Source organism: Halomonas dongshanensis, assembly GCF_024790395.1.
In the GTDB taxonomy this organism is placed as follows: domain Bacteria; phylum Pseudomonadota; class Gammaproteobacteria; order Pseudomonadales; family Halomonadaceae; genus Vreelandella; species Vreelandella dongshanensis.
The window spans coordinates 278,983-302,128 of record NZ_JAJISC010000006.1 but is presented as its reverse complement, the minus strand read 5'-3'; the positions used below and the strand labels follow the sequence as shown (position 1 = coordinate 302,128).

The 23,146-nt window shown below is 59.6% G+C and carries 23 protein-coding genes, 1 pseudogene and 1 riboswitch; of the genes and pseudogenes, 16 read left to right on the top strand and 8 right to left on the bottom strand.

Translation table 11 applies throughout. The annotated features are described in order from the left end of the window. The first annotated feature begins 202 nt into the window (after positions 1-202). From mobA to moaA, 3 genes are read left to right on the top strand one after another with little or no spacing between them, the layout of a single operon-like run. Positions 203-814: a molybdenum cofactor guanylyltransferase MobA gene (mobA, locus tag LLY24_RS14430; protein WP_259036992.1), complete on the top strand. Its 612-nt coding sequence runs from the start codon at positions 203-205 to the stop codon at positions 812-814. Further along, a complete protein-coding gene (gene moeA, locus LLY24_RS14425) occupies positions 811-2,061 on the top strand; it encodes a molybdopterin molybdotransferase MoeA (RefSeq protein ID WP_259036991.1) in 1,251 nt (416 codons plus the stop codon). Before mobA ends, moeA begins: the two co-directional genes overlap by 4 nt. After that, positions 2,058-3,050, top strand: coding sequence for a GTP 3',8-cyclase MoaA (gene moaA, locus LLY24_RS14420; protein WP_259036990.1), 993 nt, complete (start codon positions 2,058-2,060; stop codon positions 3,048-3,050). The genes moeA and moaA overlap by 4 nt, the downstream gene beginning before the upstream one ends. Here the strand turns inward: moaA and LLY24_RS14415 are convergent. Further along, positions 3,047-5,779, bottom strand: coding sequence for a bifunctional diguanylate cyclase/phosphodiesterase (locus LLY24_RS14415; protein ID WP_345799657.1), 2,733 nt, complete (start codon positions 5,777-5,779; stop codon positions 3,047-3,049). The two genes, moaA and LLY24_RS14415, sit on opposite strands and share 4 nt — an antisense overlap. A 186-nt stretch (positions 5,780-5,965) precedes the next feature. Between LLY24_RS14415 and LLY24_RS14410 the strand changes: the two genes are divergently transcribed. Both LLY24_RS14410 and LLY24_RS14405 read left to right on the top strand, forming a co-directional pair. Further along, the gene (locus LLY24_RS14410; RefSeq protein WP_259036989.1) at positions 5,966-6,880 is read left to right on the top strand and encodes a LysR family transcriptional regulator; all 915 of its coding nucleotides are present in this window, start codon (positions 5,966-5,968) and stop codon (positions 6,878-6,880) included. A gap of 74 nt (positions 6,881-6,954) precedes the next feature. Next, positions 6,955-7,143, top strand: a complete 189-nt coding sequence (locus LLY24_RS14405) for a YqaE/Pmp3 family membrane protein (protein WP_259036988.1) — start codon at positions 6,955-6,957, stop codon at positions 7,141-7,143. Between the two features lie 102 nt (positions 7,144-7,245). Here LLY24_RS14405 and LLY24_RS14400 read toward each other — a convergent pair whose 3' ends face one another. Together LLY24_RS14400 and LLY24_RS14395 are read right to left on the bottom strand one after the other, a co-directional pair. Continuing rightward, a complete protein-coding gene (locus LLY24_RS14400) occupies positions 7,246-8,475 on the bottom strand; it encodes a multidrug effflux MFS transporter (RefSeq protein WP_259036987.1) in 1,230 nt (409 codons plus the stop codon). Between the two features lie 5 nt (positions 8,476-8,480). Continuing rightward, on the bottom strand, positions 8,481-9,080 hold the full coding sequence (locus LLY24_RS14395) for a TetR/AcrR family transcriptional regulator (protein WP_259036986.1): 600 nt from the start codon (positions 9,078-9,080) through the stop codon (positions 8,481-8,483). A 204-nt stretch (positions 9,081-9,284) separates the two neighbouring features. On the opposite strand from LLY24_RS14395, the gene LLY24_RS14390 reads away from it, so the two are divergent. The 4 genes from LLY24_RS14390 (at position 9,285) to LLY24_RS14375 (ending at position 13,559) form a co-directional block, all read left to right on the top strand. Continuing rightward, positions 9,285-10,130, top strand: a complete 846-nt coding sequence (locus LLY24_RS14390) for an ABC transporter substrate-binding protein (RefSeq protein WP_259036985.1) — start codon at positions 9,285-9,287, stop codon at positions 10,128-10,130. 85 nt (positions 10,131-10,215) lie between these two features. Beyond that, on the top strand, positions 10,216-11,469 hold the full coding sequence (codB, locus tag LLY24_RS14385; RefSeq protein ID WP_259036984.1) for a cytosine permease: 1,254 nt from the start codon (positions 10,216-10,218) through the stop codon (positions 11,467-11,469). A gap of 65 nt (positions 11,470-11,534) precedes the next feature. Beyond that, positions 11,535-12,782 carry a cytosine deaminase gene (gene codA, locus LLY24_RS14380; protein ID WP_259036983.1) on the top strand — a complete coding sequence of 416 codons (1,248 nt, stop codon included), beginning with the start codon at positions 11,535-11,537 and terminating at the stop codon, positions 12,780-12,782. Between the two features lie 48 nt (positions 12,783-12,830). After that, positions 12,831-12,977, top strand: a riboswitch (FMN riboswitch). Between the two features lie 84 nt (positions 12,978-13,061). Next, complete coding sequence (locus tag LLY24_RS14375; protein ID WP_259036982.1) at positions 13,062-13,559, top strand: 6,7-dimethyl-8-ribityllumazine synthase; 498 nt, start codon at positions 13,062-13,064, stop codon at positions 13,557-13,559. A gap of 46 nt (positions 13,560-13,605) precedes the next feature. Here the strand turns inward: LLY24_RS14375 and LLY24_RS14370 are convergent, their stop codons facing one another. Both LLY24_RS14370 and LLY24_RS14365 read right to left on the bottom strand, forming a co-directional pair. Beyond that, entirely contained in the window at positions 13,606-14,052 is a 447-nt protein-coding gene (locus LLY24_RS14370; protein WP_259036981.1) for a rhodanese-like domain-containing protein, read from the bottom strand. 9 nt (positions 14,053-14,061) lie between these two features. Continuing rightward, positions 14,062-14,505 (bottom strand): GNAT family N-acetyltransferase, encoded by a 444-nt coding sequence (locus LLY24_RS14365; protein ID WP_259036980.1) that lies wholly within the window; start codon positions 14,503-14,505, stop codon positions 14,062-14,064. A gap of 108 nt (positions 14,506-14,613) precedes the next feature. On the opposite strand from LLY24_RS14365, the pseudogene pdxR reads away from it, so the two are divergent. The 3 genes and pseudogenes from pdxR to LLY24_RS14350 all read left to right on the top strand — a co-directional run bounded on the left by pdxR (position 14,614) and on the right by LLY24_RS14350 (position 16,712). Further along, positions 14,614-16,090, top strand: a pseudogene (gene pdxR, locus LLY24_RS14360) (MocR-like pyridoxine biosynthesis transcription factor PdxR). A gap of 96 nt (positions 16,091-16,186) precedes the next feature. Further along, complete coding sequence (locus LLY24_RS14355) at positions 16,187-16,408, top strand: ParD-like family protein (RefSeq protein WP_259036979.1); 222 nt, start codon at positions 16,187-16,189, stop codon at positions 16,406-16,408. After that, entirely contained in the window at positions 16,401-16,712 is a 312-nt protein-coding gene (locus LLY24_RS14350) for a type II toxin-antitoxin system RelE/ParE family toxin (protein WP_259036978.1), read from the top strand. The genes LLY24_RS14355 and LLY24_RS14350 overlap by 8 nt, the downstream gene beginning before the upstream one ends. 32 nt (positions 16,713-16,744) lie before the next feature. On the opposite strand, the gene luxS is transcribed toward LLY24_RS14350, so the two are convergent. Further along, on the bottom strand, positions 16,745-17,272 hold the full coding sequence (gene luxS, locus LLY24_RS14345; RefSeq protein WP_259036977.1) for an S-ribosylhomocysteine lyase: 528 nt from the start codon (positions 17,270-17,272) through the stop codon (positions 16,745-16,747). A gap of 245 nt (positions 17,273-17,517) precedes the next feature. Between luxS and pcsA the strand changes: the two genes are divergently transcribed. Continuing rightward, positions 17,518-18,243: a phosphatidylcholine synthase gene (gene pcsA / locus LLY24_RS14340; RefSeq protein WP_345799654.1), complete on the top strand. Its 726-nt coding sequence runs from the start codon at positions 17,518-17,520 to the stop codon at positions 18,241-18,243. Between the two features lie 35 nt (positions 18,244-18,278). Next, positions 18,279-18,971 (top strand): uracil-DNA glycosylase family protein, encoded by a 693-nt coding sequence (locus tag LLY24_RS14335; RefSeq protein ID WP_259036976.1) that lies wholly within the window; start codon positions 18,279-18,281, stop codon positions 18,969-18,971. A 483-nt stretch (positions 18,972-19,454) separates the two neighbouring features. Here the strand turns inward: LLY24_RS14335 and LLY24_RS14330 are convergent, their stop codons facing one another. Next, positions 19,455-20,888, bottom strand: coding sequence for an aminotransferase-like domain-containing protein (locus LLY24_RS14330; RefSeq protein ID WP_259036975.1), 1,434 nt, complete (start codon positions 20,886-20,888; stop codon positions 19,455-19,457). Positions 20,889-21,042: 154 nt separating this feature from the next. Here LLY24_RS14330 and LLY24_RS14325 point away from each other — a divergent pair, with 154 nt between their 5' ends. Together LLY24_RS14325 and LLY24_RS14320 are read left to right on the top strand one after the other, a co-directional pair. Then, a complete protein-coding gene (locus tag LLY24_RS14325) occupies positions 21,043-21,234 on the top strand; it encodes a DUF1127 domain-containing protein (protein ID WP_259036974.1) in 192 nt (63 codons plus the stop codon). A 77-nt stretch (positions 21,235-21,311) separates the two neighbouring features. Beyond that, positions 21,312-21,938 (top strand): LysE family translocator, encoded by a 627-nt coding sequence (locus tag LLY24_RS14320; protein WP_259036973.1) that lies wholly within the window; start codon positions 21,312-21,314, stop codon positions 21,936-21,938. Between the two features lie 8 nt (positions 21,939-21,946). On the opposite strand, the gene LLY24_RS14315 is transcribed toward LLY24_RS14320, so the two are convergent. Then, positions 21,947-23,137, bottom strand: coding sequence for an MFS transporter (locus LLY24_RS14315; protein WP_259036972.1), 1,191 nt, complete (start codon positions 23,135-23,137; stop codon positions 21,947-21,949). Positions 23,138-23,146 lie beyond the last annotated feature (9 nt).

The window sequence follows — 23,146 nt, the reverse complement described above, 5'->3', positions numbered from 1 at the left end:
GCCTCTCTTTTTGCCGTTTACGGAGACCTGCCTATGCTCGCTACCGCCGATCTTACCGGCGTGATTCTCGCCGGAGGCGCAGGCAGGCGCATGGGCGGGCGCGACAAGGGGCTCGAACCCTGAGGTAGCGCGTCCAAGGCATCGACGCGGTATCCTCGACGCGTCTATCGCCTCTCTTTTTGCCGTTTACGGAGACCTGCCTATGCTCGCTACCGCCGATCTTACCGGCGTGATTCTCGCCGGAGGCGCAGGCAGGCGCATGGGCGGGCGCGACAAGGGGCTCGAACCCTTCGCTGGAAAGCCGCTCTTTGCCCATACGGCGATGCGCCTCGACGGCCAGGTAGCAGAAGTGCTGATCAGCGCCAATCGTAATATCGACGCCTACGCGCTGTTTGGCTGGCGCGTGATCGAGGACGCCCACCCCGGTTTCGAAGGCCCGCTGATGGGGCTTTATAGCGCTCTTGGCGCCGCGCGCACGCCGTGGCTATTGATTGCCCCCTGCGACACCCCTTTGCTGCCGCAGGATCTGGTGGCGCGTATGGTCGCGGGGCTTGGGGATCACGCTATCGCCGTAGCCTTCGATGGCGAACGCGAGCACCCCGCTGTCGCGCTGGTACGTACGGCGCTAAAGGACGATCTTGGCGCGGCGCTGGCGGCAGGAGAGCGCAAGCTTTCGCGCTGGTACGCACGCCATGGCGCTGCGCAGATCGATATGGCGGACTGCGTGGACGCCTTTGCCAACCTCAACACCGAAGAAGAGAAGCACCAGTGGGAGCTGCGCTTGCTCAACGGGGCGCAAGGAGTGCTGCCATGACGCTCTCCTGCTTCGATCTCGGCGAGCAGATGCTAAGCGTCGAGGCGGCTCGCGAAGCGCTTTTAACCCTTGTCCCCACACCGCTCGGGCATGAGCGCGTGCCGCTCTCGAACGCCTACGGGCGCTACTTGGCAGCCCCCATAGTGGCCGACATCGACGTGCCCGCCCACACCAACGCCGCCATGGATGGCATTGCCCTGGCTTGGCGCGATGCTCGGCAAACCCACTGGCCAGTAGTGGGAACGGCGCTGGCGGGCCACGTCTTTGCCGAGCACGTTCCTGCCGGTAGCTGCGTGCGTATCACCACCGGTGCTGCGCTGCCAAAAGGCACCGACACGGTGATCATGCGCGAGCAGCTCACACAAGGCTTTGACGGCGCAAGCGTCGAGGTCACGCATCCCGAACGCGTACGCAGCGGCCAGCACGTACGCCAGGCAGGTGAAGACATGGCGCGCGGCTCGATACCTCTTGCCGCAGGGACGCGTCTTGGCGCCGCCGCGTTGGGGCTCGCCGCAGCGCTAGGCCAGACCGACGTCTACGTTTACCGGCGCCCGACCGTTGCGCTCTTTTCCACCGGCGACGAGGTCACCGCTCCCGGCGAACCCTTGCTCGCAGGCGGTGTCTATGACGCTAACCGCTTCACGCTGCGGGGCCTGCTACAGCAAGCGGGGGCCGAGGTGCTGGATTTAGGTATTCTTCCCGACGACCGCGAGGTCATTACTCAGGCGCTCGAGCAGGCCATGCAGAGCGATCTGGTTCTTACCAGCGGCGGTGTTTCGATGGGCCAGGCCGATGTTACCCGCCAAGCTTTGAGTGACCTTGGCCGTCTTGCTTTTTGGCGCGTGGCGCTGCGCCCTGGGCGCCCACTGGCTTGCGGCTGGCTTGGGAAGGCATGCACGCCCTTCGTGGGCCTGCCCGGCAACCCCGTGGCGGTCATGGTAACCTTTACCCAATTCGTCGCGCCGCTACTGGCACGCTTTCAAGGCCAGTCCGACACGTCGCCTAAGCGGCTTTTAGCGGTGTCCGACGAGGCGCTAACGAGCCGCGTTGAGCGCACCGATTTTCTGCGCGGCGTCTACTACACTGGTCCCGACGGCCGTTTGCGTGTGCGCAGCACGGGCGCACAAGGGTCGGGGGTGCTGACCTCGATGCTCGCCGCCAACTGTCTGATCGAGATCGCCGAGGCGCGCGATACCGTACGCCCCGGCGAGGTCGTCGACATTCAACCGCTGATAGAGGGCTTATGAGCGAACAACTGATCGATGATTTCGGCCGCCGGGTGCGCTACGTGCGCCTTTCGGTGACCGATCGCTGCGATTTTCGCTGCGTCTACTGCATGAGCGAGGAGATGACCTTTCTCCCCCGCGCGCAGGTGCTATCGATCGAGGAGCTTGCGCTCGTGGCCGAGGCGTTCACTCAGCTCGGCGTGGAAAAGATTCGCCTGACCGGCGGCGAGCCGCTGGTGCGCCGCGGTATCAACGAGCTGGTCGAGCGCATCGGCGAGCTGCCGGGGCTCAATGATTTCACCATGACCACCAACGGTGCAGGGCTTCGAAAGCATGCCGATGCGCTGTATCAAGGCGGACTCAGGCGCCTCAACGTCAGCCTCGACTCGCTCGACCCCGAACGCTTTCGTGCCCTGACCCGCACGGGCAACCTTGAGAAGGTGATCGATGGCATCCGCGCTGCGCAAGAGGCGGGCTTTCGGCGCATCAAGCTCAACGCCGTCATCCTTAAAGGGCGCAACGACGACGAAGTGCTCGACCTGGTCGAGTTCGCCCGCCGCGAAGGCGTGGACATCAGCTTCATCGAGGAGATGCCGCTGGGCGACGTTTCCGATCACTCCCGCGCCGAGACCTTCTGTTCCAGCGACACCGTCCAGGCGCTGATCGAAGCGCGCCATCCGCTGATTCCCAGCGCCGAAACCACACCAGGACCGTCGCGCTACTTTCGCATGGTCGATAGCACCTCGCGTATCGGTTTTATCTCGCCCCACAGCCACAATTTTTGCGCCAGCTGCAACCGCGTGCGCGTGACCGTCGAGGGGCGACTTCTGCTCTGCTTAGGGAACGAGCACTCGGTGGATCTACGCGCCGTACTGCGCCGGTATCCCGGTGATATCGAGGCGCTGAAGGCGGCCATCATCGCGGCGATGCCGCTCAAACCCGAGCGCCACCACTTCACCACCGACGGCGATGTCCAGGTAGTACGCTTCATGAACATGACAGGCGGCTAGAGTGCGCGCCTCATAATGCGTGCTTCGAAGGCCTCGAGCGCCATCGGCCGGGCAAAGTAGTAGCCCTGATAGAGGCGGCAGCCGTGGGCAAGAAGCCACGCGCGCTGTTCGACGTTTTCGACCCCTTCGGCGATCACTTCGAGCTCCAAACTTTGCGCCAGCACGATGATACTTTCGACGATGGCAGCGTTGGCACGGCTATCGGGCAACTGCTTGACGAAGGTCTGATCGATCTTGAGCTGATCCAGCGGCAACTGAGCAAGATAAGCCAGCGACGAGTACCCTGTCCCGAAATCGTCTAGCGAAAAGCGCACGCCAAGAGCCTGCAAGAGTGACATGGTGGCGCGCGCCTGTTCGGGCGCATCGACCAAGAGGGTTTCGGTGATCTCGAGTTTGAGCCGGGAAAGCGGCACCTGAGTACGCGTAAATATCTCTTCCAAGCGAGCCACGAAGTGGCGCTCACGAAACTGCATGGGGCTGATATTGACCGAGACCGTCAGCGCAGCAAACTGCGGCTGCGAGGCCCATACCACGAGCTGTTCGCAGGCCCGCTCTAGCGCCCAGGCGCCGACGTCGTTGATCAGTTGCGTGCTCTCAAGAAGGGGGATGAACTCGGCAGGCGATACCACGCCACGCTCGGGATGCGCCCAGCGTAACAGCGCTTCGGCGCCAGTAATCACTCCCTGCTCGTCGACCTGCGGCTGATAGTAAAGCTGCCACTGATCGAGCGTGGCTGCTTGGCGCATATCGCGCTCCAAGCGAATCGAGGCCAGCAGGGCCTCCTGCATTTCGGGGTCGAAGAAACAGAACCGATCACGGCCTTGCGCCTTGGCCTGAAAGACTGCCATATCGGCACGCTGCAGGTACTCATCGACACTCACGTAGGGGTCATCCAGTAGGGCGATGCCCACGCTTGCACTAATGGATAACGACTGATCGAACAGCGCGCTCGTCTCGCTAATGGCGGCCATGAGCTTGTGGGCGATGCGTTCGGCAAGCTCGGCAGCGCGCGCAGGGTCGTCGTCGAGCGCCTCGATTAGCACGGCGAACTCGTCACCACCCAGGCGCGCGAGCGTATCGCTTTCACGCAGCCGCCGAGTAAGGCTTCCCGCCACACCAGCGAGCAGCCGATCCCCCGCGTGATGGCCAAGGGTGTCGTTGACCTGCTTGAAGTGGTCGATATCGATGAACAGCAGCGCCCCAAAGCGCTGGTGACGAGCCCCCTGCTTCAAGGCCGCACTCAGGCGATCCATGAACAGGCGCCGGTTGGCTAGCCCCGTGACCGAGTCGAAAAACGCCAGTTGATGAATCTCCTCTTCGGCCGCCTTACGCTCGCTAATATCCATGACCGTGGCTACGAAGTGGCTAAGCACGCCTTGGGTATCGCGCACGGCGCTGATGGCAAGCCATTGCGGCAGCAGCTCGCCGTGCTTGTGGCGGTTCCATATTTCGCCCTCCCAGTGGCCCTGCTCGCGTACGCTGCGCCATAGCTCCCGGTAAAATAGCGCGTCGTGCTGCCCCGAGCTGAACATGCGCGGATGACGCCCGACGATCTCAGCCTCCGAGTAGCCGGTAATCCGGGTAAACATGGCGTTGGCACGCAAAATACGCCCGCGCGCGTCGGTGATCAGGATACCCAGATTGGCCTGGAAGGCGGCGGCAATGACGCTGAGCTCGGCCCGCGCCTGCTCGCGCTCACGTAGTCGCTTTTCAAGCTGCTGGGCCAGGGTAAGGCGGCGCACATAGTGCCGAACGCCCCAGGCTCCAAGCAGGCCGATGAGACACCAAAGGCAAGCGAAAATACTCAACCGCTGACGCCAACCGGCCAACACTTCCGCCATATCCACGCCGACCACCACCCATAACGGGTAGCTATCGACTCTTTCGAGCCAGAACAGGCGTTTGCGCTGATCGAGCGGCGACCAAAAAATGTGCGACCAGTGATTTTCTCCCTGGGCCAAGGCCGCCTGGGTCATGGGGGCTACCAAGCGTTGGCCAGGGGCGTACTCTTCGACCTGTGGATTACGCGCGATAAGACGAATGGCGGGGTCGACGAGGGCAATGCTTTCTCCTTGGCCGATTTGCATGCTCAACACCGTCTCGGTAAAGACGCGTGGCGAGACGCGCGCTATGGCCACGCCTAGAAACCGGCCCTTGGCGTCGATCAGCCGACGGCCGTGACCAAAAAAATAGGCCTGCCCGCTCTCCGACCAGTAGAGCGGCGTCACGGCCTCCTCTACTTCGCCGCTGCGAAGACGGGTAAAGAGTTCGCTATCGGCGAAATCGCTCCCGGCGTAGTGCGCCTGGTCGCTACTGGCCACCACGATACCGTCGCGGTCGAGCACGCCGAGTTCGTCGACCAACGCCATGTAGCGGTTACGCTCGCGCAAGGCGGCGCTCATCGACGCTTGGCTTTCGGCATTGGGCATGCCTTGAGCATCGACCAGTTCGGCCACGCCCATGAGCGCTTGGCCGCTCAATGAAAAGACGCTTTTGGCCCACTCGACCACCACACTCGCCTTGGCGGCGTTGCGCCCCTCGGCGGCTGCGACTTCATCGCGGTACTGCTGAAGGAGAAGCCCACCGAACAGCATCAATAGCAGCAGCAAAGCCGTAAGGTAGATACCAATGACCTGACGGCGCTGGCGCCGAAAAGCGGCCCGCCCCTCAGCCTCGTCGGCGGGCGCCACATAGGGTGAGCTCTCGGTATTGGCATCCACAGTCAGCACTATCCCATTCAGTCAGTCTTTTGAAAGTGCCACGGTGTGAAGACGTTGCGTGACCTGAGGGAGGTTGTCTTATACCTTGAGGCTAGGTTCTAGCGACGCCGTGGGGCGCAGCGTGATCACAGCTCCTCGGTCATTCTAACGCCTTAATTGTTAAGCGCACTCTACACTAGCCTCTGCGAGTTCGGTATGCCATCCCTTGGCCAAATGAGCGACTACGAAATTCGGTTGATCCGTATTTTCAATACGGTCGTGGAGTGTGGCGGATTCACCGCTGCCGAAACCACGCTTGGCATTAGCCGCTCGGCGATCAGTCAGCACATGAACGACCTAGAAGGTAGGCTTGGCTTCTCGCTCTGTCAGCGCGGGCGCGGCGGCTTCAGCCTCACCGAAGAGGGTAAGGAGATCTACCAGGCGGGACTGACCCTGCTTGCCTCGCTCGAAGCCTTTCGTAGCGACGTCAACGCCCTGCACCGCACGCTTAAGGGCGAGTTCAACATCGGTATCACCGACAACCTCGTCACGCTCCCCGCGATGCACGTCACCGACGCACTGGCTAAGCTTGCTGCGCCCCAGCACGAGGTTAGCATCAACATCCGCATGGAGCCGTCGGATGCGGTGATTCGTGCGGTGATCGATGGTCAGCTACACGTGGGTGTCGTGCCCGCCGTCAACCTCCCCGCCAGCCTCGATACTCACTGGCTTTACGATGAGCCCTCCTATCTATATTGCGCGACGGGGCATTCGCTGTTCGAGCGGGGCGATGGCACGCTCGCTTGGGACGAGATTGCCGCCTGCCCTAGCATTGCCCCGCGCTACCCGTTGCCTAGCGATGCGCGCCAGGCCCACGAAGCGCTCAACTTGCGCGCCTCGGCCTCAGACCGCGAGGGCGCCGCCTTTCTCATCCTCACCGGACGCTACATCGGCTATCTCCCCGAACACGTCGCCTCGCGCTGGGTCGAGCGCGGCACCATGCGCGCGCTGCACGCCGCCAGCCGCCACTACCGCATTCCCTTCGTCTTGATCACCCGCCGCGACCGACGCCCCAACCGCGTGGTAGATGCCTTTCTGGGGATGATAACGGCCGCTGTTCGGCAGGGGTGAGGCCCGTCACACTGTCCTACTTCGGCGTCGTTCTGCCATAATGGCGCTCGTCATCGAATCAAGGAGAGAGTGACATGCGTTTACTGCTTGCCCTGCTATTGCCGTGGCTTCAGTTCTTCACCATTGGTCGCCCGTTCGCCGGGATCATCTGCCTGATTCTGCAGATCACCCTGATCGGTTGGGTGCCCGCAGCGATCTGGTCGGTCTACGCGTTGAGCCAGTACGAAACCGATAAGAAGATTCGCAATTCACGCAATAGTTAAGACGAAAACGCCCCCGATGCTTTCACATCGGGGGCGTTTTAGTAGTTCGTTATCTAGTACGTTGTCATCGCGTACGAACGAAGATCAGAAGTGGCCCGTCACCTAGGCGTTTACGGACTTTAGCTGCTGATTGCCAAGGCTTCCCGCGATCACGCTGAAGATCAAAGACGCCACGCCGCAAAACGCCAGCGCCATGGGTAGCGTGGCCGGGCCTTGAGGCAGCAGGCTTACGCCGTAGCCGATGAGTGCTGCGACCAGATAGTGAATGACACCCATCAGCGCCGACGCGACACCCGCTTGGCGCCCCGCGCAGGCCATGGTCAGCGCCGTCACGTTGCCGAAAATGAGCCCCATCGCCCCAACGGCCAAGGCCAGCACGCTCGCATAAAGCACGAGTCCAGGTGCCGCCCAAAACGTCAGCGCAAACAGCAAGCCTCCTGCCACGGCATGCAGCGCCATTCCCACCAGCATGGCGTTTTGAGTCGCAACGCCTCGTTTGAGCAGCGCATTACTTATTCCGCCCCCGATAACCAAGGCGATAGAGTTGGCGGCAAACACATAGCTGAACTGCGTCGGTGTCAGCGCGTAGTGGTCGGTAAAGACGAACGCCGATGCGCTGATATAGGTGAATAGGGACCCCATGATCATCCCCCCTGCCAAGGCGTAACACATGAAGACACCGTGGCGAAGTTGACGACCGTAGGCGCGCATCACACCGCCGACACTTAGTGCCGTACGCGCATCAGGGGCAAGTGAATCGGGTACCGCGCGCATCCCCCATACCAGCCCGATCATCCCCAGCGCGGCCAAAACCCAGAAGATGAGCTGCCAATCGCCGTGACCGAGCAAGAAGCTACCCAATAGAGGTGCTACGACGGGCGCGATCATCATCACCTGCATCAACAAAGAGAAGATGCGGGCAGACTCCTTCATGTCGCAGAGGTCGGCGACGATGGCCCGGGGAGCTACCAGCCCCGCTGCGGCACCAAGCGCTTGCACGAAACGAGCCACCATCAACGTTTCGACGCTTTGCGCCAGCGCCGCCCAGATAGAACCCAGCACAAAAATGCCGACCCCGACGAGCAGCGGTAGCCGCCGCCCGAAACGATCCAGCAGTGGGCCATAAAGGCCCTGGCCGATGGCAAGCCCAGCAAGAAAGACCGAAAGCGTCTGCTGAATGCGCCCCGGCGGTACATCGAAGGCCTCCGCCATAGCGGGCATGCCGGGCAAATACATATCGATGGCCATGGCATCCAGCGCCGTCACCAGCGCTAGCAGTATCAAAAGCGCGAGTCCGATGTGGCCACGCGAAGGGGGTAGTGACGTCGACATAAGATTTACTCCTTGGACGTAGCGTGTTCGAGGGCATCGGCCAGCAGTCGCTGCATGACGGCCCAACGTGCGGCGGCTTGCTCGCGATCGGTGTAGACCAGCTTGACCTGGAGGCTATCGATGATGCCGACGTAAGCCTGGCCATACTGCGAGATAGCCGCATCATCGAGGTTGGCTGCCTGCACGCAGGCACGCAGCTTGGCGCAGAAGGTATCGTGGAGAAGGTCCAGGTAGCGCTCGTGCCCTTCGTCGATGGCGACGCGAAGCTCAGCGGGCGGTGTATAGCTGGTACGTAGTAAAAAATGCAGCGGCTCGTTGCTGGCATGACGTGCAATCAGGCTATCGGCATAACCTGCACCGGGTGTTGCAACACCGCCCTCCTCGTCGAAGCAGCGCGCCACCATGGCGCACTCTTGCTGTAGCGCCTGCTTGAATACCTCCATATAGAGGGCATTTTTATTGGCGAAGTGGGCATAAAGCGAGGGCTTGCGAATGCCAACGGCCGAGGCGATATGGGTCAATGACGAGCCATCGTAACCGCGCTCGGCAAAATGTGCGCTGGCGGCCTCTAAAATGCGGTCATAAGTAGGCGAACGGGCCTGCATGACATCCTCCTGCGCTCTTTCTTAAGCGAGTAAAGTGGTCGTTGAAGGTGGCGCAGGATAACGCAAATTACGACCTACCGGAAGGTAGGCTTATTGAAGAATTCGGAACAAACCGTTTCGCATTCGAGTAAAGACACTTACTGCGTTCTCTGAGAGCATGCGAAAAACTCTTATATAAAAGTTTTTCTCATGGAAGGAAGGATTATGAAAATCAAACTCTTGGTAGCCGCCGTCGCTCTCTCTACTACCGCCTTTGCCCAAGCCGAAGAGCGAGTTGCCAGTTTCGACCTAGGCACGCTGGATACCCTCGACGAACTCGGTTTGAGCGACCAGATCGTTGGCGTTCCTTATCAGAACCTCCCCGACTACCTCTCTCGGTATCAGGACGAGCGCTATACCGATATCGGCGGCCTACGCTCGCCCGACTTCGATGCCCTAGCTGAAAGCGCCCCCAGCCTGATCTTCTACTCGGGCCGTCAGGGCGAGTGGTCTGGTGAATTCGAAGAGATCGCCACGGCGGTTAACACTGGCGTTCAAGGTGATGACTACCTCGAGGCCTTCGATGCCACCGTGCACGATATCGCCAGCCGCCTGGATGCCGAAGAGCAGGCCGAGCAAGCGCTTAAGGCCCTGCACGCCCATATCGATGCCCAGCGCGAAGCGCTAAGCGACGCACCGCGCGTCTTGGTCGTCACGCACAACGACGGCAGCCTATCCTACAACCGCCACGCGGTCGTCCACGACGTGCTACAGCTGCCCGCCCTCGACATTCCCGACGGCGTGCCTAGCGAGACCTTTGGCGAGCGCACGTTCATACGTCTGTCTGCCGACGCCATTGCCCAGATCGCCCCGGACGTCGTGCTCGTCGTCGATCGTAGCGCCGCCATCGGTAACGATCCGCTCGACACCGATGCGCTCGAAAACGAGTTGACCGACGCTGGCGCCGAAGACGTTCGCGTAGCCGTACTGACCCCGGCACTCTGGTACCTCTCCGGCGGCGGCCTGCAGAGCCTGAAAATGCAGGTAGACGAGGTGGTCGAGGCGCTTTGATGGCGCGTCTGTCGTGATGCACGCGATATTGGCGTAAAACTTGCTTCTGGAGGGGATCGATATTTTCCCCCTCCAGGAGTTTCCTATGGCCCCCTCCGATTACCCGCTCAGTGAAGTGCCTGCGCACGCGCGCAAAGGGTTACTCTCCACTTCTGCCGTACTGCTGGGATTTACCTTTTTCACCGCTACCATGTGGGCCGGCGGATCGCTAGGGCAGGCGTTCTCTTTGAGCCAACTGCTCTGGATCATCGCGGCAGGGAACCTCCTACTGGGCGCCTATGCCGCCGCCTTGGCCTATATCGCTTGCAAGAGCGGACTCAATGCGGTGCTCATGGGGCGCTTCTGTTTTGGCGAGAAAGGCAGCCGCCTCTCAGATGTGCTTTTGGGCTTTACTCAGATCGGCTGGTACGCCTGGGGCACGGCCACCATCGCATTAGTACTCGTACGCACCACAGCGGTGCCTGAATGGCTAACATTCCCCTTAATGGTGCTTTTTGGCTTCGGCTTTTGTATCACTGCGATGATTGGCTATCGCGGCATGGACTGGCTTTCGCGCTTTGCCGTACCAGCGATGATGCTCTTCATCCTCATTAGCCTCTTTACCGGACTGATCGATGTTCGCGGCATTGCTGGGTTGAATCAGATAGCGCCCAGCGAACAAATGAACGTGACCGCCGCCATCACGTTGATCATCGGCACTTTTATCAGCGGCGGTACGCAGGCAACCAACTGGAGTCGCTTTGCACGTACCCCGCGCATTGCCGTCATCGCTACACTGGCCGCTTTTTTCGTAGGTAACGGCCTAATGGTACTTACCGGGGCCCTTGGCAGCATGATCTACCAGCAAGCTGACATCGTCGATGTACTGCTGGCACAGGGATTCGTCTCGTTAGCTGTACTGATGCTCTTTCTCAATATCTGGACAACCCAGGACAACACCATTTACAACTTCGCCGTAGCGGGTTGCAATTTGCTACGCACCGATCGGCGGCGTCTGGTGACTGCGGGTGGCGCTGCGATTGGCACGGTGCTTGCCATCGGCGGTATGTATAATTACCTCATTCCATTTCTCGTTTTGCTGGGCACCTTCATTCCGCCCATGGGCGGGGTGATCATGGCAGATTTTTGGCTGCGCCATAAAGGCCGCTACCCCGCCCTGGCCGACGCGCCCCTACCTGACTTTAATGTGCGTGGCTTGGGTGCCTATGCGCTGGGCGCTGCCGTGGCTTATTTTTCTCCCATACTGCCCTCTGTTACCGGCGTGCTCGTTGCGGCAGCGAGCTATGGTGTCCTACTGCGCTTTTATCCGACCCCCACTCGGGCTTCCTATCCTTTATGAACCGGCCTTGGGGCCGATCCGGCGTCTTCTGGACGCCTTTCGTCACGTGAAAGAGCTTCTGATTTATGCATATCGTCAATGCCCGCCTACGCCAACGTCCCGAACTGTACCAGCTACACGTCGAGTTAGGACGTTTTAGTGCCATCACCGCCCAAGACCAGCGTCTCCCCGCTCCCGAGGGCAGCATTGATGCCCAAGGCAAACTCGTCTGTGCTCCCTTTATCGAACCGCACATCCACCTAGATGCAGCGCTGACCGCAGGTGAGCCTGCCTGGAACGAGAGCGGTACCCTATTCGAGGGGATCGAGCGCTGGGGCGAGCGCAAGCCGATGCTCTCCGAAACGGACATTCGCACGCGCGTGTACAAAACACTCAACCTGCTGGTCAACAACGGCGTGCAGTTCGTGCGTACCCACGCCGATACCAGTGACCCGAGCCTCGTTGGCTTGAAAACCCTGTGCGCGCTACGTGACGAGCTCAAGGATAAGATCGATATTCAGGTCGTGGCTTTTCCTCAAGATGGCCTACTCTCCTATCCCAATGGCGACAGGCTGATGGAGGAGGCGCTCGAGATCGGCGCCGACGTGGTAGGCGGCATTCCCCACTTCGAGTACACCCGGGAGTTGGGCGTGGCCTCGATGAAACGAGTGATCGAGCTTGCCATCAAGTACGACCGCTTAGTCGACGTACACTGCGATGAGATCGACGACCCCAACTCACGCTTTCTCGAAGTACTGGCTGCAGAAGCGTTGTTCAATGATCTGGGACCGCGCGTCACCGCCAGCCACACCGTGGCGATGCACTCCTACGACAACGCCTACTGTTCCAAACTGTTCTTACTGCTCAAGCGCTCAGGCATCAACTTCATCTCCTGCCCGACCGAAAGTATCCACCTGCAGGGGCGCTTCGATACCTATCCCAAGCGCCGCGGCGTCACCCGGGTGAAGGAACTTAATGCTGCGGGTATCAATGTCTGCTTTGCCGAAGATTCGATCTTCGACCCCTGGTATTCGCTGGGTAACGGCAAGCTCTTGAGAACGCTGGATTTCGGCCTGCATATCTGCCAGATGATGGGGTACAAAGATTTCAGCAAAGCACTTAGCCTAGTGACCGATAACAGCGCCCGCACCCTCAACATCGAAGAGCGCTACGGTATCGAAGTGGGCAAACCTGCAAGCTTCAATCTGCTCGATGGCGAAGACGACTACAGCGTACTGCGCCGCCAGGGCGAAGTGCAGCTGTCGGTGCGACACGGCGAGATTATCATGCAACGCCAACCGTCCAATGTGATCACTCCCCCCTGGATTGGCTGACGCGCCACCTCATTAGCGGTACACTTTCGTCGCCCGCCCAAGTGGCGGGCACGTTCTCAGGGCGGGGTGAAAGTCCCCACCGGCGGTGATGGCGCAACAGTGCCCAAGCCCGCGAGCGCTCCAGGGTTCTGGAGGTCAGCAGATTCGGTGCGACTCCGAAGCCGACGGTGATAGTCCGGATGAAAGAGAACGGCAGCCAAGCACGCAGGCTTTCGCCTGGGCGCTTGATGGCTGCCGCATGCCCTGATTCTGGTAGCCCGTATTAAAAGAGACACGACCATGAATCAGACTTTTCCGCTTACGCTTTCCTCGCACACCACTTCCCAGCGCATCGCTTTCATTCAGGGCCATTGGCACAATGACATCGTCGGCCAGGCCTACACCGCCTTCGTTGAAGAGATCGCCAAGCACGGCTTGAACACCGACCAGGTGGATGTATTCACCGTTTCCGGTGCCTATGAGATTCCGCTGCAGGCCAAGGTGCTGGCCGAGAGTGGCCGCTATGGCGCCATCGTCGGCGCTGGTTTCGTGGTGGATGGCGGCATCTATCGCCACGACTTCGTCGCCCATGCGGTCATCGATGGCATGATGCGCGTCCAGCTCGACACCGGCGTGCCGATCTTGTCGGTGGTGCTGACGCCGCACCACTTCCATGAGCACGCCACGCATCACGGCTTCTACTTCGAGCACTTCGTCACCAAGGGCCGCGAAGCCGCGAGCGCCTGCCTCAACACCATGGAAAACCTGCACCGCGCGCGCAAGCTAAGCGAAGCGTAATCCGCAAGTGGCCCGGCATGCCGGGCCTAATCCCGCGCCACAGTGATCAGCAACCGCACCCCGGTGCGGCGCTTGTCATGGCTCCGCGCGCCTCCCCTGAATGTACGGGATGGCCATCGCGGCGCCAGAAATCCAGTCCGCCCAGCAGCTCTTTCACTTTGAAGCCAGCACTCGCCAGCTTCCACGCGCCTTTGGTTGAGCCGTTGCAACCGATACCATCACAGTAGGTAACGTAGACCTGCGCGGGGTCGAGGGTTTCGAGCCGCTCTGGCGTCATCTCTCGATGCGGCAAGCTCAGCGCGCCTGGAATGTGCCCAGCGCTGTAGTGATCGGCACTGCGCGTATCGATCACGGTGATGCCATCGATGCCATTGGCTAGGTCCTGCGCCAGATCCCAAGCATCAGTGTGATAACTCAGCTTATCGAACATCGCCTGGGCCATGGCCTCTGGCGCGGCAGGGGGGAATGCCAGCACGCTGGATGATGTACTCATGTGATCTCCTTAGGGTGTTAGCTGATAACTATAGAATTCGCGGTTGCGCTGCCAGCCGAGAGACGCATAAAGGCCCTGGGCAAGCGCATTGTCGACCTGGGTCATAAGCACAAGACGCGCCACGCCATGCTCTTGAGCGAGCGTCACGGCTGCCTTCATTAGCGCGCGACCAGCGCCTTGACCACGCGCTTCGGTGGCAACGAAAAGATCGTTCAATGTCCAGCGCGTATTGAGTCCTACGGTGGAAAGCCCTGGGAAAAGCTGTACGAAGCCCGCCATCTCCCCTGCCGCGTTTTCAGCGACCAGAATGAACGAATCCCCTAGCCCGAAGCGCTGCTCTAGAAAATACCGCGCCGCTTCCAGATCACTTGGTTGGCGGTAGAACTGGCGGTAGGCGTCCAGCAGGCGGGTCAAAGGGTCTAGATCTTGCAGCGTGGCGGCTCTCACGTTCATCGTCGCTCTCCTTGGAACATGGCTGTTGAAGATGGCTGTTGGACGCTCAAGTCTCGCGCTATAGTGGCCCCGACATAAGAGCCAATTTTGCCAATAAAGAGGGAACCAGTGCCTAGCCATGCAGTACCAACCGATTGGCTAATCGACGCGTTGGCGCTGCGGCTTTCGCGCCACGCTTCGCTGCCCCTCGGCCAGCAGCTCTACAGGCTACTGTACGACTGGATTCAGCGCGGTGAGCTCGTTGCCGGTAGCCGACTGCCCGCCTCTCGACGCCTCGCCAGCGGGCTGGCACTGGGGCGTAATACGGTACTGAATGCAACGGAGCGCTTGATCGCCGAAGGCCTCGTCATCGCTAGACCCGGTGCCGGACTTTTCATCGCTGAGCTACCGACGTTTTCTGCTCCTAGTACGCCTATTACACCTACGCCATCTCGCTACTCGAATCGGGGCTTGGCGCTACTGGATCGCTGCGGCACCTTGAGCCCGCACCACCAGGCCTTCGCCCCTGGCGTACCGGGGCTCGATCTGTTTCCCCATGACCAGTGGCAGAGGCTTCTGCGCCGCCACTATCGCCAGGCCGATCAAGATTGGCTCACCTACCAAACCCAAGGTGGACTGCCCGCGCTCAAGCGCGCGCTGTGCGACTACCTGACGCTTTCCCGCACGGTACGCTGTCGTCCTGAACAGATCGTGATCACCCAGGGTGCGCAGCAAGCGTTCGAACTTATCGCTCACTTACTGACCGATAGCGGCGATAGCGTTTGGATGGAAGAACCCGGCTACGGCGGCGCCCAAACGAGCTTTATGGCAGCGAACCTCAACGTGGTTCCCGTACCGGTAGACGCCGAGGGCATGAATCCAGCGCTACGACCTGCTGACGCTCCCTCACCCGCGCTGATCTACGTAACGCCCTCGCACCAGTATCCAAGCGGGGTAACGATGCCACTGCCTCGTCGTCTTGCCTTGCTGGAACAGGCTAGCACGCAGAACGCCTGGCTAATCGAAGACGACTACGATAGCGAGTTCCGCTACGACATCCCTCCCGCCCCATCGCTCCAAGGCCTCTCGACCGATGGCCGGGTGATCTATGTGGGTACCTTCAGCAAAGTACTCTACCCTGGCCTTCGCCTGGGCTATCTCGTGCTGCCCACCGCCATGGCGGATACGTTTCGGTTGGCGCACGCAAGGCTGCATCGCGAAGGCCACTACCCCTTGCAAGCCGCAGTGGCCGAGTTCATCACCAAAGGGGATTTTTCACGTCACATTGCACGAATGCGTACGCACTATCGCCAACGTCAAGCCTGCCTGCGTCTCGCACTGGCTCCCGCCGTCGAGGCTGGCCTCAGGCTCTCATCAGGCCACGCGGGCATGCACCATGCACCTTGTCGCCGAGCTAGAAAGCCTGCAACTGGAAGCGACACTCATTGATGAAGCCGCCAACGTAGGTATCACGCTCTCTCCACTTTCGCGCTATTACTTGGGCTCGGCCCCACGCCCGGGCTTAGTGCTGGGCTACGCAGGTGCTACCGAGGCAGAAATAGCGCGCGCGGGCGGCTGGCTGGCGCAGGCATGGCTGGCACGCTAAAGCGGATGGGATGCCTCGCATGCGAGCATCGTTGCGCTTTGCATCCTTTGTGGCAACTTACTACACTTTATAAAAATTGATTGGTAGGAGATAGCAATGGCTACACACAGCGTTCGCCTTGATCAAGCCCTCGTCGAGAAAGCCACCATCATTGCCAAAGCACTAAACCGTACTCCGCCCAAACAGATCGAGCACTGGGCAAGAATTGGCGAGATGATGGAAGACAACCCCGATCTGCCCTACGAGTTCGTGCGGCAGGCCATTATTGCGCAGGCAGAGCGAGACGCAGGGAAGCTAGAGGCGTACGACTTTGACTGAAACACTGCGCGTCTTACAAACGCCAACGTTCAAAAAAGCAGTAAAAAAGCTCAAGCCAAACCAAAAAAAAGATCTGGATAAAGCGGTGCGAGAGCTGATGGCAGAACCCTACTTGGGCGAGAAGAAGAAGGGATATCTCGCCTTTTTGCGAGTGTATAAATTCAAGATGAATAAACAGCTCACGCTACTGGGCTATAGCGTTGACGATGGGGCTTTCGTGCTCGAACTGATGGCACTGGGCTCACACGAAAATTTTTATCGCGACCTCAAACAGAAAAACGCCTCACCCTCGCAGCGAGGATGAGGCGCTTGGCCAAGCATTTTCACGCTATGGCGCTACGACTTCACATCGTTACCAAGCTCAGCTAGACGCTCCGAGCTTAGGGCGATGTCGGCATTTTTGTTCACGCCGATGCCCTGGTCGATGATGTTTTGGGCAATGCTCTTGGCGTCATCGAGCGAGTGCATAACGAAGGTGCCGCACTGGTATTCGTTGAGCTCGGGAATCTCATCCATGCGGTTGAGTTTGAGCACGTCGTGCATCGAGGCAAGCCAGGCGTCGCTCACTCGCTCTTCAGAAGGGGCGCCCAAAAGGCTCATGTAAAAACCGGTACGGCAGCCCATCGGCGAGATATCGATGATCTCGACACCGTTGCCGTTGAGATGATTACGCATGAATCCGGCAAACAGGTGCTCAAGGGTATGAATGCCCTTTTCCCCCATCATGTCGACGTTGGGCTTGTTGAAGCGCAGATCGAACACGGTGATGATATCGCCAGAGGGCGAGTTCATCGTCTTGGCGACGCGAACCGCTGGGGCGTTCATGATGGTGTGATCCACGGTAAAGCTATCGAGTAACGGCATATCGGCTCCTTGCAAGTCATCGGTTGAGGCAGCATCGAGCGGGTAGTGTTCAGTATAACCAGCACCCGACACCGCGCACGCATCACTTACATTCTACCGCGTCGGGCTTTGTGCTTTATAGGCTGAGCTACTACATACACGCCCAACGCTCTTCGTATACTTACAAAACCCGCTTGTAGTAGGGTGGCGTTAGCGTTTCATTCTCACTACACGAACGGGGACACGGCGTTCCCACAGGGGGCTATGTGTCTCAATCTCTCTCTTCGCCCGCGCCTGCGCGCCACCTGAAATACAAGGCCTGGAGCGTGCACGCCCTGACCGCCAGCGGCGTGCTGCTCGGTACCATGGCACTGCTCGCGCTGATCGATACCAACCCAGTGGCCTGCCTACTGTGGCTCGGTGCAGCAATGATGGTGGACGGCTTCGACGGCACCCTGGCGCGCAAGTACGAGGTCAAGACCGTCCTGCCTCACTTCGATGGATCGACCCTGGACATGGTCATCGACTACCTAACCTGGGCCTTCATTCCCGCCCTGTTCATCTACTTCTTCGTTCCACTGCCGCCTTACCTAGCCCTGCCTGCGGTCTTCGTCATTCTGCTCTCGTCGATGTTCTGCTTTTGTAATGTCGACATGAAAAGCCAAGATAACTACTTCGTCGGCTTTCCCGCCGCCTGGAACATTGCCGCCGCTTACTTCTATCTGCTCGATCTCTCCCCCTGGGTCACCGCCGCGTCTATCGTCGTTCTGGCCCTGCTCACCGTTACCAAGATGAAGTTTCTCCATCCGTTTCGCGTGCGCCGCTTCATGCCGCTCAATATCGCCGTCACCTTGCTGTGGTGCGTCTGCGTTACCGCACTGCTACTCTCAACATCAGCGCATGCTACCTGGGCGCTGTGGGGCTGGGGCCTTACCACGGCCTATTTTGCGGGCATGTGCCTATGGCGCTCGGCACAGGAGTGGTTCGCCTAACAGGTAGCGATATTCATGGACGAAGGAGCAAGACGATGGCACTGACGCCAACGCAAGCCACACGCTTCAGAGAGCTTGCCGCCGAAACCGACGGCATCGATGTCGAGATCTACGCACGCTTCGAGCGCGACCCGCTTACCCCCATCATCGGGCTTGGGCGCCGCAACGTGCGCGTTGGCTTTTTTGGCCGCGACCCAGGCCGCGACGAAGTACGCTGGGGCGAGCCTTTCATCGGTGCAGGCGGCCAATTGGTACGCAAAGCGCTCTACCAACACCTTTACGGCGAAGAGATGCCAGACTTCGAAGCATCGAAAGCGGTAGGCGAGCACTTTTTCTGGATCAACACCGTGCCCTATAAGCCCATAGGCAACAAGGCGTGGTCAATGAAGGTCAAACGCCGCTTTCATGGGCTGATGAACGAGGTCCTGATCTCACACTGGGAGGGCCGCACACTGATTACTCTCGGACGCGAAGCCTTTCTATGGTTCGGCATCGATCGCCCAAAAGAGGAGCGCGACCGCCTTGAAGCATTCTGGAAGCGCGACGACCGCTTCGAAAGCCATATCGACGTCACTCTGGAAGACGACCAAGGCAAGGAGCAAACCTTCACGCTCTACCCACTCCCCCACCCCTCGCCGCTCAACCAAACGTGGTATGCCCGCTTTCCGGGGTTATTAAAGCAGCGTTTGGAGGAGCTGGATGTGCGGGAGGGGAATTTGATGCTTTGAGGGTGAGTGATGTACTAGCCCATCCAGATAATAGTGCCGATATGCATCAGAGGATGGCGCTGTTTGAATACTCGACGAATTTCTAACCTTGACGCCTAAAGCGAAAGGCATCCATGTCAGCCTCTAGCGTTACCTATCTACGGTTCATCCCCGCGCCTGCGGGGAACGGCATGGGCTAAGTAACCCCATAAGGCCGCCGAGCGGTTCATCCCCGCGCCTGCGGGGAACGGGTGGCCAGGCCGTCGAAGCTGATATCGCTCGACGGTTCATCCCCGCTGGCGCGGGGAACGGTCTAATTGTAGACGATTGATCTAGAAGGAAAAAATAGATGGCGTAAAAGCCACCAACGATTTAGATCATTTTTTGATCAGTTGCAAACTGTTAAAGAACAACGAAATCAGCACCTTACAAACAATCTTTAAAATGCCACCAACGTGATTTTATCGCCCGTATACACGCTGGTTTATATCCAGTTGGAGGCAATTACTCGAGCGGCTGCAAGGCCTCCTCGACCATCGTACCGGCGAGCGAGCCCACGCAGCGCACGGCCTCTTCAATGGCTGGTGTGAGCGTGAACGCGTAGTTCAGTCGCAAACATTGACGAAACTTGCCTGAGGCGGAAAACAGCGACCCAGGGGCCACGTGGATTCGATGCGCCGCGAGGCGTTCGTTGAGGCGTACGCAATCCACGGCGGCGGGCAACTCTACCCATAATAGAAAACCACCCTGGGGGTAGCTGATGCCAGTACTTTGTGGAAAGTAGCGCTGTACCCACTGGATCATGACATCGCGCTGCCGCTGGTACTGACGCGTCACGAAGCGCAGGTGGCGATCAAAATATCCTTTGGCAACGAACTCCGCCACCGCCAGTTGGGGCAGCGTGGCCGAGGCTCCAGTGGAGACGTACTTCATGTGCAGCGCCTGATCACGATAGCGGCCCGGCGCTAGCCAACCAACGCGAAGCCCTGGGCCCAACGTCTTGGAAAAACCACTGCACATCAACACTCGGCCATCGTCGTCAAAAGATTTTACAGTAGGGGGGCGGGGCGCGCTAAACGCCAGGTCGCCGTAGATATCGTCTTCGATGATTGCCACATCGAAGCGCTGCGCCAGTTGCACCAACGCACGCTTGCGCGCTGTCGGCATGGTATAGCCCAGTGGATTATTGAAGGTCGGGGTAATCTGTATCGCCCGAATCGGCCACTGCTCGAGGGCAAGTTCCAAAGCCTCCAGGCTAATACCGGTTTGGGGGTCGGTAGGTATTTCTAGCGCTTTCAGGCCATTAGCTTTGAGAATCTGCATGGTGCCGTAGAAGCTTGGCGAATCTACCGCGACCACGTCACCAGGCTGAGTCAGAGTGCGAAGCGCAATGGCCAAGGCTTCTTGGCAGCCCGTGGTAATCAGAATGTCATCCGGATGTAGCAGACAGTTGGAAGCCACCACCAACTTGGCCACCTGCTGACGAAGCTCAGGGCTTCCGCTGAGCTTGTCGTAGTTGAAGCCATTCAGTTCGGTTCGACGGTGCAGTCCAGCGAGAATTTTCGATAGCGGATTGAGCGTTGCATACTCCAGGTTAGGTATGCCTCGCCCCAACAGCAGTCGATGATCGTCGCGCTGAGTTGCCACCAATTCGAGTACCTGATCCCACTGGGAAACATCGAGCGGCCGTTGAGCTGGGCGCGATACCGAGGGCAGCACGCTTGGAGCGCCTCCCGAAAGCACGAAGTAACCCGACTTGGGCCTGGATTCGATAAGCGCAGCGTCCATCAACTGACGATACGCCGCCTGAGCCGTCGAGATCCCGACAGACATCTCCTGGCAAACGGCGCGGATGGAAGGTAGCCGATCTCCAGGGCGATAGAGACCGTGCTCGATACGTTCGCGCAATACAGCAGCCACTCGTTCATAGCGTGTCACGGCACGTTTTCTCCTTGGCCATACAGTTAGGCGTCAATGGCACCTTACAGCCCACTAAAATAGCGCAACTGTATCCTTAAAACACTTCTATCTATATCTGTATTGAAGCAGTGTCGCTGCGTAGCCTGAATGGACTTATCACGGAGGACTACCCATGCGCCCATTCAGCCTTTCTCGGCTTCTTTATCGACTGCGCGACTATCAGGAGCTTCGCCGTAGCCGCCGCCAGTTGCTGACTCTCAACGACCGACTCCTAAGAGACATCGGCATCAGCCGCGCCCAGGCTCACAAGGAGGGCCACAAACACTGTTGGCGCTCCACTTCTTTCGACAAAAGATGCCCATGACAAGCCCCAGTGGGCAGATCCTCACCCAATCGTTACAGTGAGGTGTAACGCTCAGAAATATTACTCAGGAGATGCTGATGCCCTTAACTACGTGGCTCGTTTTCATTGCGGCGGCGCTGGTGAGTATTCTAAGCCCTGGCCCGGCGTTTTTAGTGGCGGTGCGTAACGGGATGGCGGGAGGGTATCGGCGCGTGGCGCTGTCGTCGTTGGGCAATATCACGGGGCTTTTGCTGCTGGCGGGGGCGGCGGTACTGGGGCTTGGAGTGATGTTGAAGGCGTCGGAGGCGCTTTTCACGCTGCTCAAACTGGGCGGTGCGGGTTACTTGATCTATCTCGGTATTCGCCAATGGCGTAGCCGTTTGCCGCTGGTACCCACGAACGCTGAACGCGCGCCAGTTAGCGCCTGGCGCACGTTCAGCGAGGGGCTTTTGGTGGCGATGAGCAATCCCAAGGCCATCCTGTTTTTCACCGCGCTGTTTCCGCAGTTTCTCACTACCCAGCGCGCGCTGCTGCCGCAGTTCTCGATCATGGTCGGCACCTTCATGGCGCTCTCTTTTCTCACCTTGATGAGCTACGGCACGCTGGCAAAGCAGCTCGCCCGCTGGCTCGGCGCCGCGAGCCGCAGGCGGCTGGTCAATCGCGTGCTGGGCAGCGCCTTCATTGGGCTTGGGATGTCGCTACTTAAGCTGCGTCAGCCGGTGTAAACCTTTACTTACAGGCGACGTCCCTTGAGCAGAAGCCCCAACGCGATACAGCTAAGTAGCGCCACGATAAGAGCAAAGCTCAGCGCTGCGGTTTGCTGGCCTGCGATGCTACCCAGCAGGCCGATACCGACGACCGGCAGCGAAATGGCCACATAAGCGACGACGAAGAACGTCGATACCACGGCGGCGCGGTGGTTGCTCTCGCTGGCAGATGACACCGCCCCAAGGCCCGCACGAAAGCCGATGCCCTGCCCGATACCCGATACGATGGCCCCTAGCACGAAGCCCAAAAGCGCCTCGGCCACGATGCCCCAGGCAACGATCAAGACCCCCACCAACAGCACCGCACAGCCGATGGGCAAACGCTTGGCCTGAGGTAAGCGATCCTGCAGGATCTGCCCGACGGTCGAGGCAATGAACAAAAGCCCCACAACGAAGCCGATCAGCGCGTGGTTGGTGTAACCCAGCTCACCGCCCAGCATCGAAGGCGCCGAGGCGGTGAAGAAACCGCAGACCATAAAACCGGCAAAGGCAGCAATCGAAGCAGGCAAGAACACGGAACGCACTTCGGCTGGAATCCTCGGCGCCTGTATGCGCAGCCGAATCTTATCTGGGCGCTTAACCGTCTCCGGAGCGCGCCAAATACAGATCACGGCCACCAGGACGAGAACGAAGTGCACCGCAAAGGGCACCACCAGCGGCATAGGAAAGAGCGTGGCCAATACGCCAGCCACAATGGGTCCAAGGCCCAGTCCGCCCATGTTGGCAGCCGTCGCGATCAGGGTGCTGGCACGCCCCCAGGCAGGTGGCGCCAGCTCCATTACCGCAACCGTCGCGGTACCGGTGAAGATACCGGCGGAGAGCCCCGAAAGCACCCGTCCGGCTAGCAACATGCCGATTCCCTCGGCGTTCCAGAACACCACATCGCTGATCGCCGAGAGCGCGAGGCCAGCAAACAGCAGCGGTCGCCGCCCGAGCTGGTCGGACCAGCGGCCAGTCACCAGTAGTGCCGCGATGACGCCAGCGGCATAGACGGCGAAGATCACCGTCACCATCAGCTGTGAAAAGCCCATGGCGTCGCGGTAGATAGGATAGAGAGGCGTAGGCAGCGTGGTGCCCATCATGGTAGTCATGAAAGCGAGCGCGGCGCCTAGAAAGATGCTCGCCGAGCGCGCTTGCGTAGGCGGTGAAGTCGACATGAACGATCC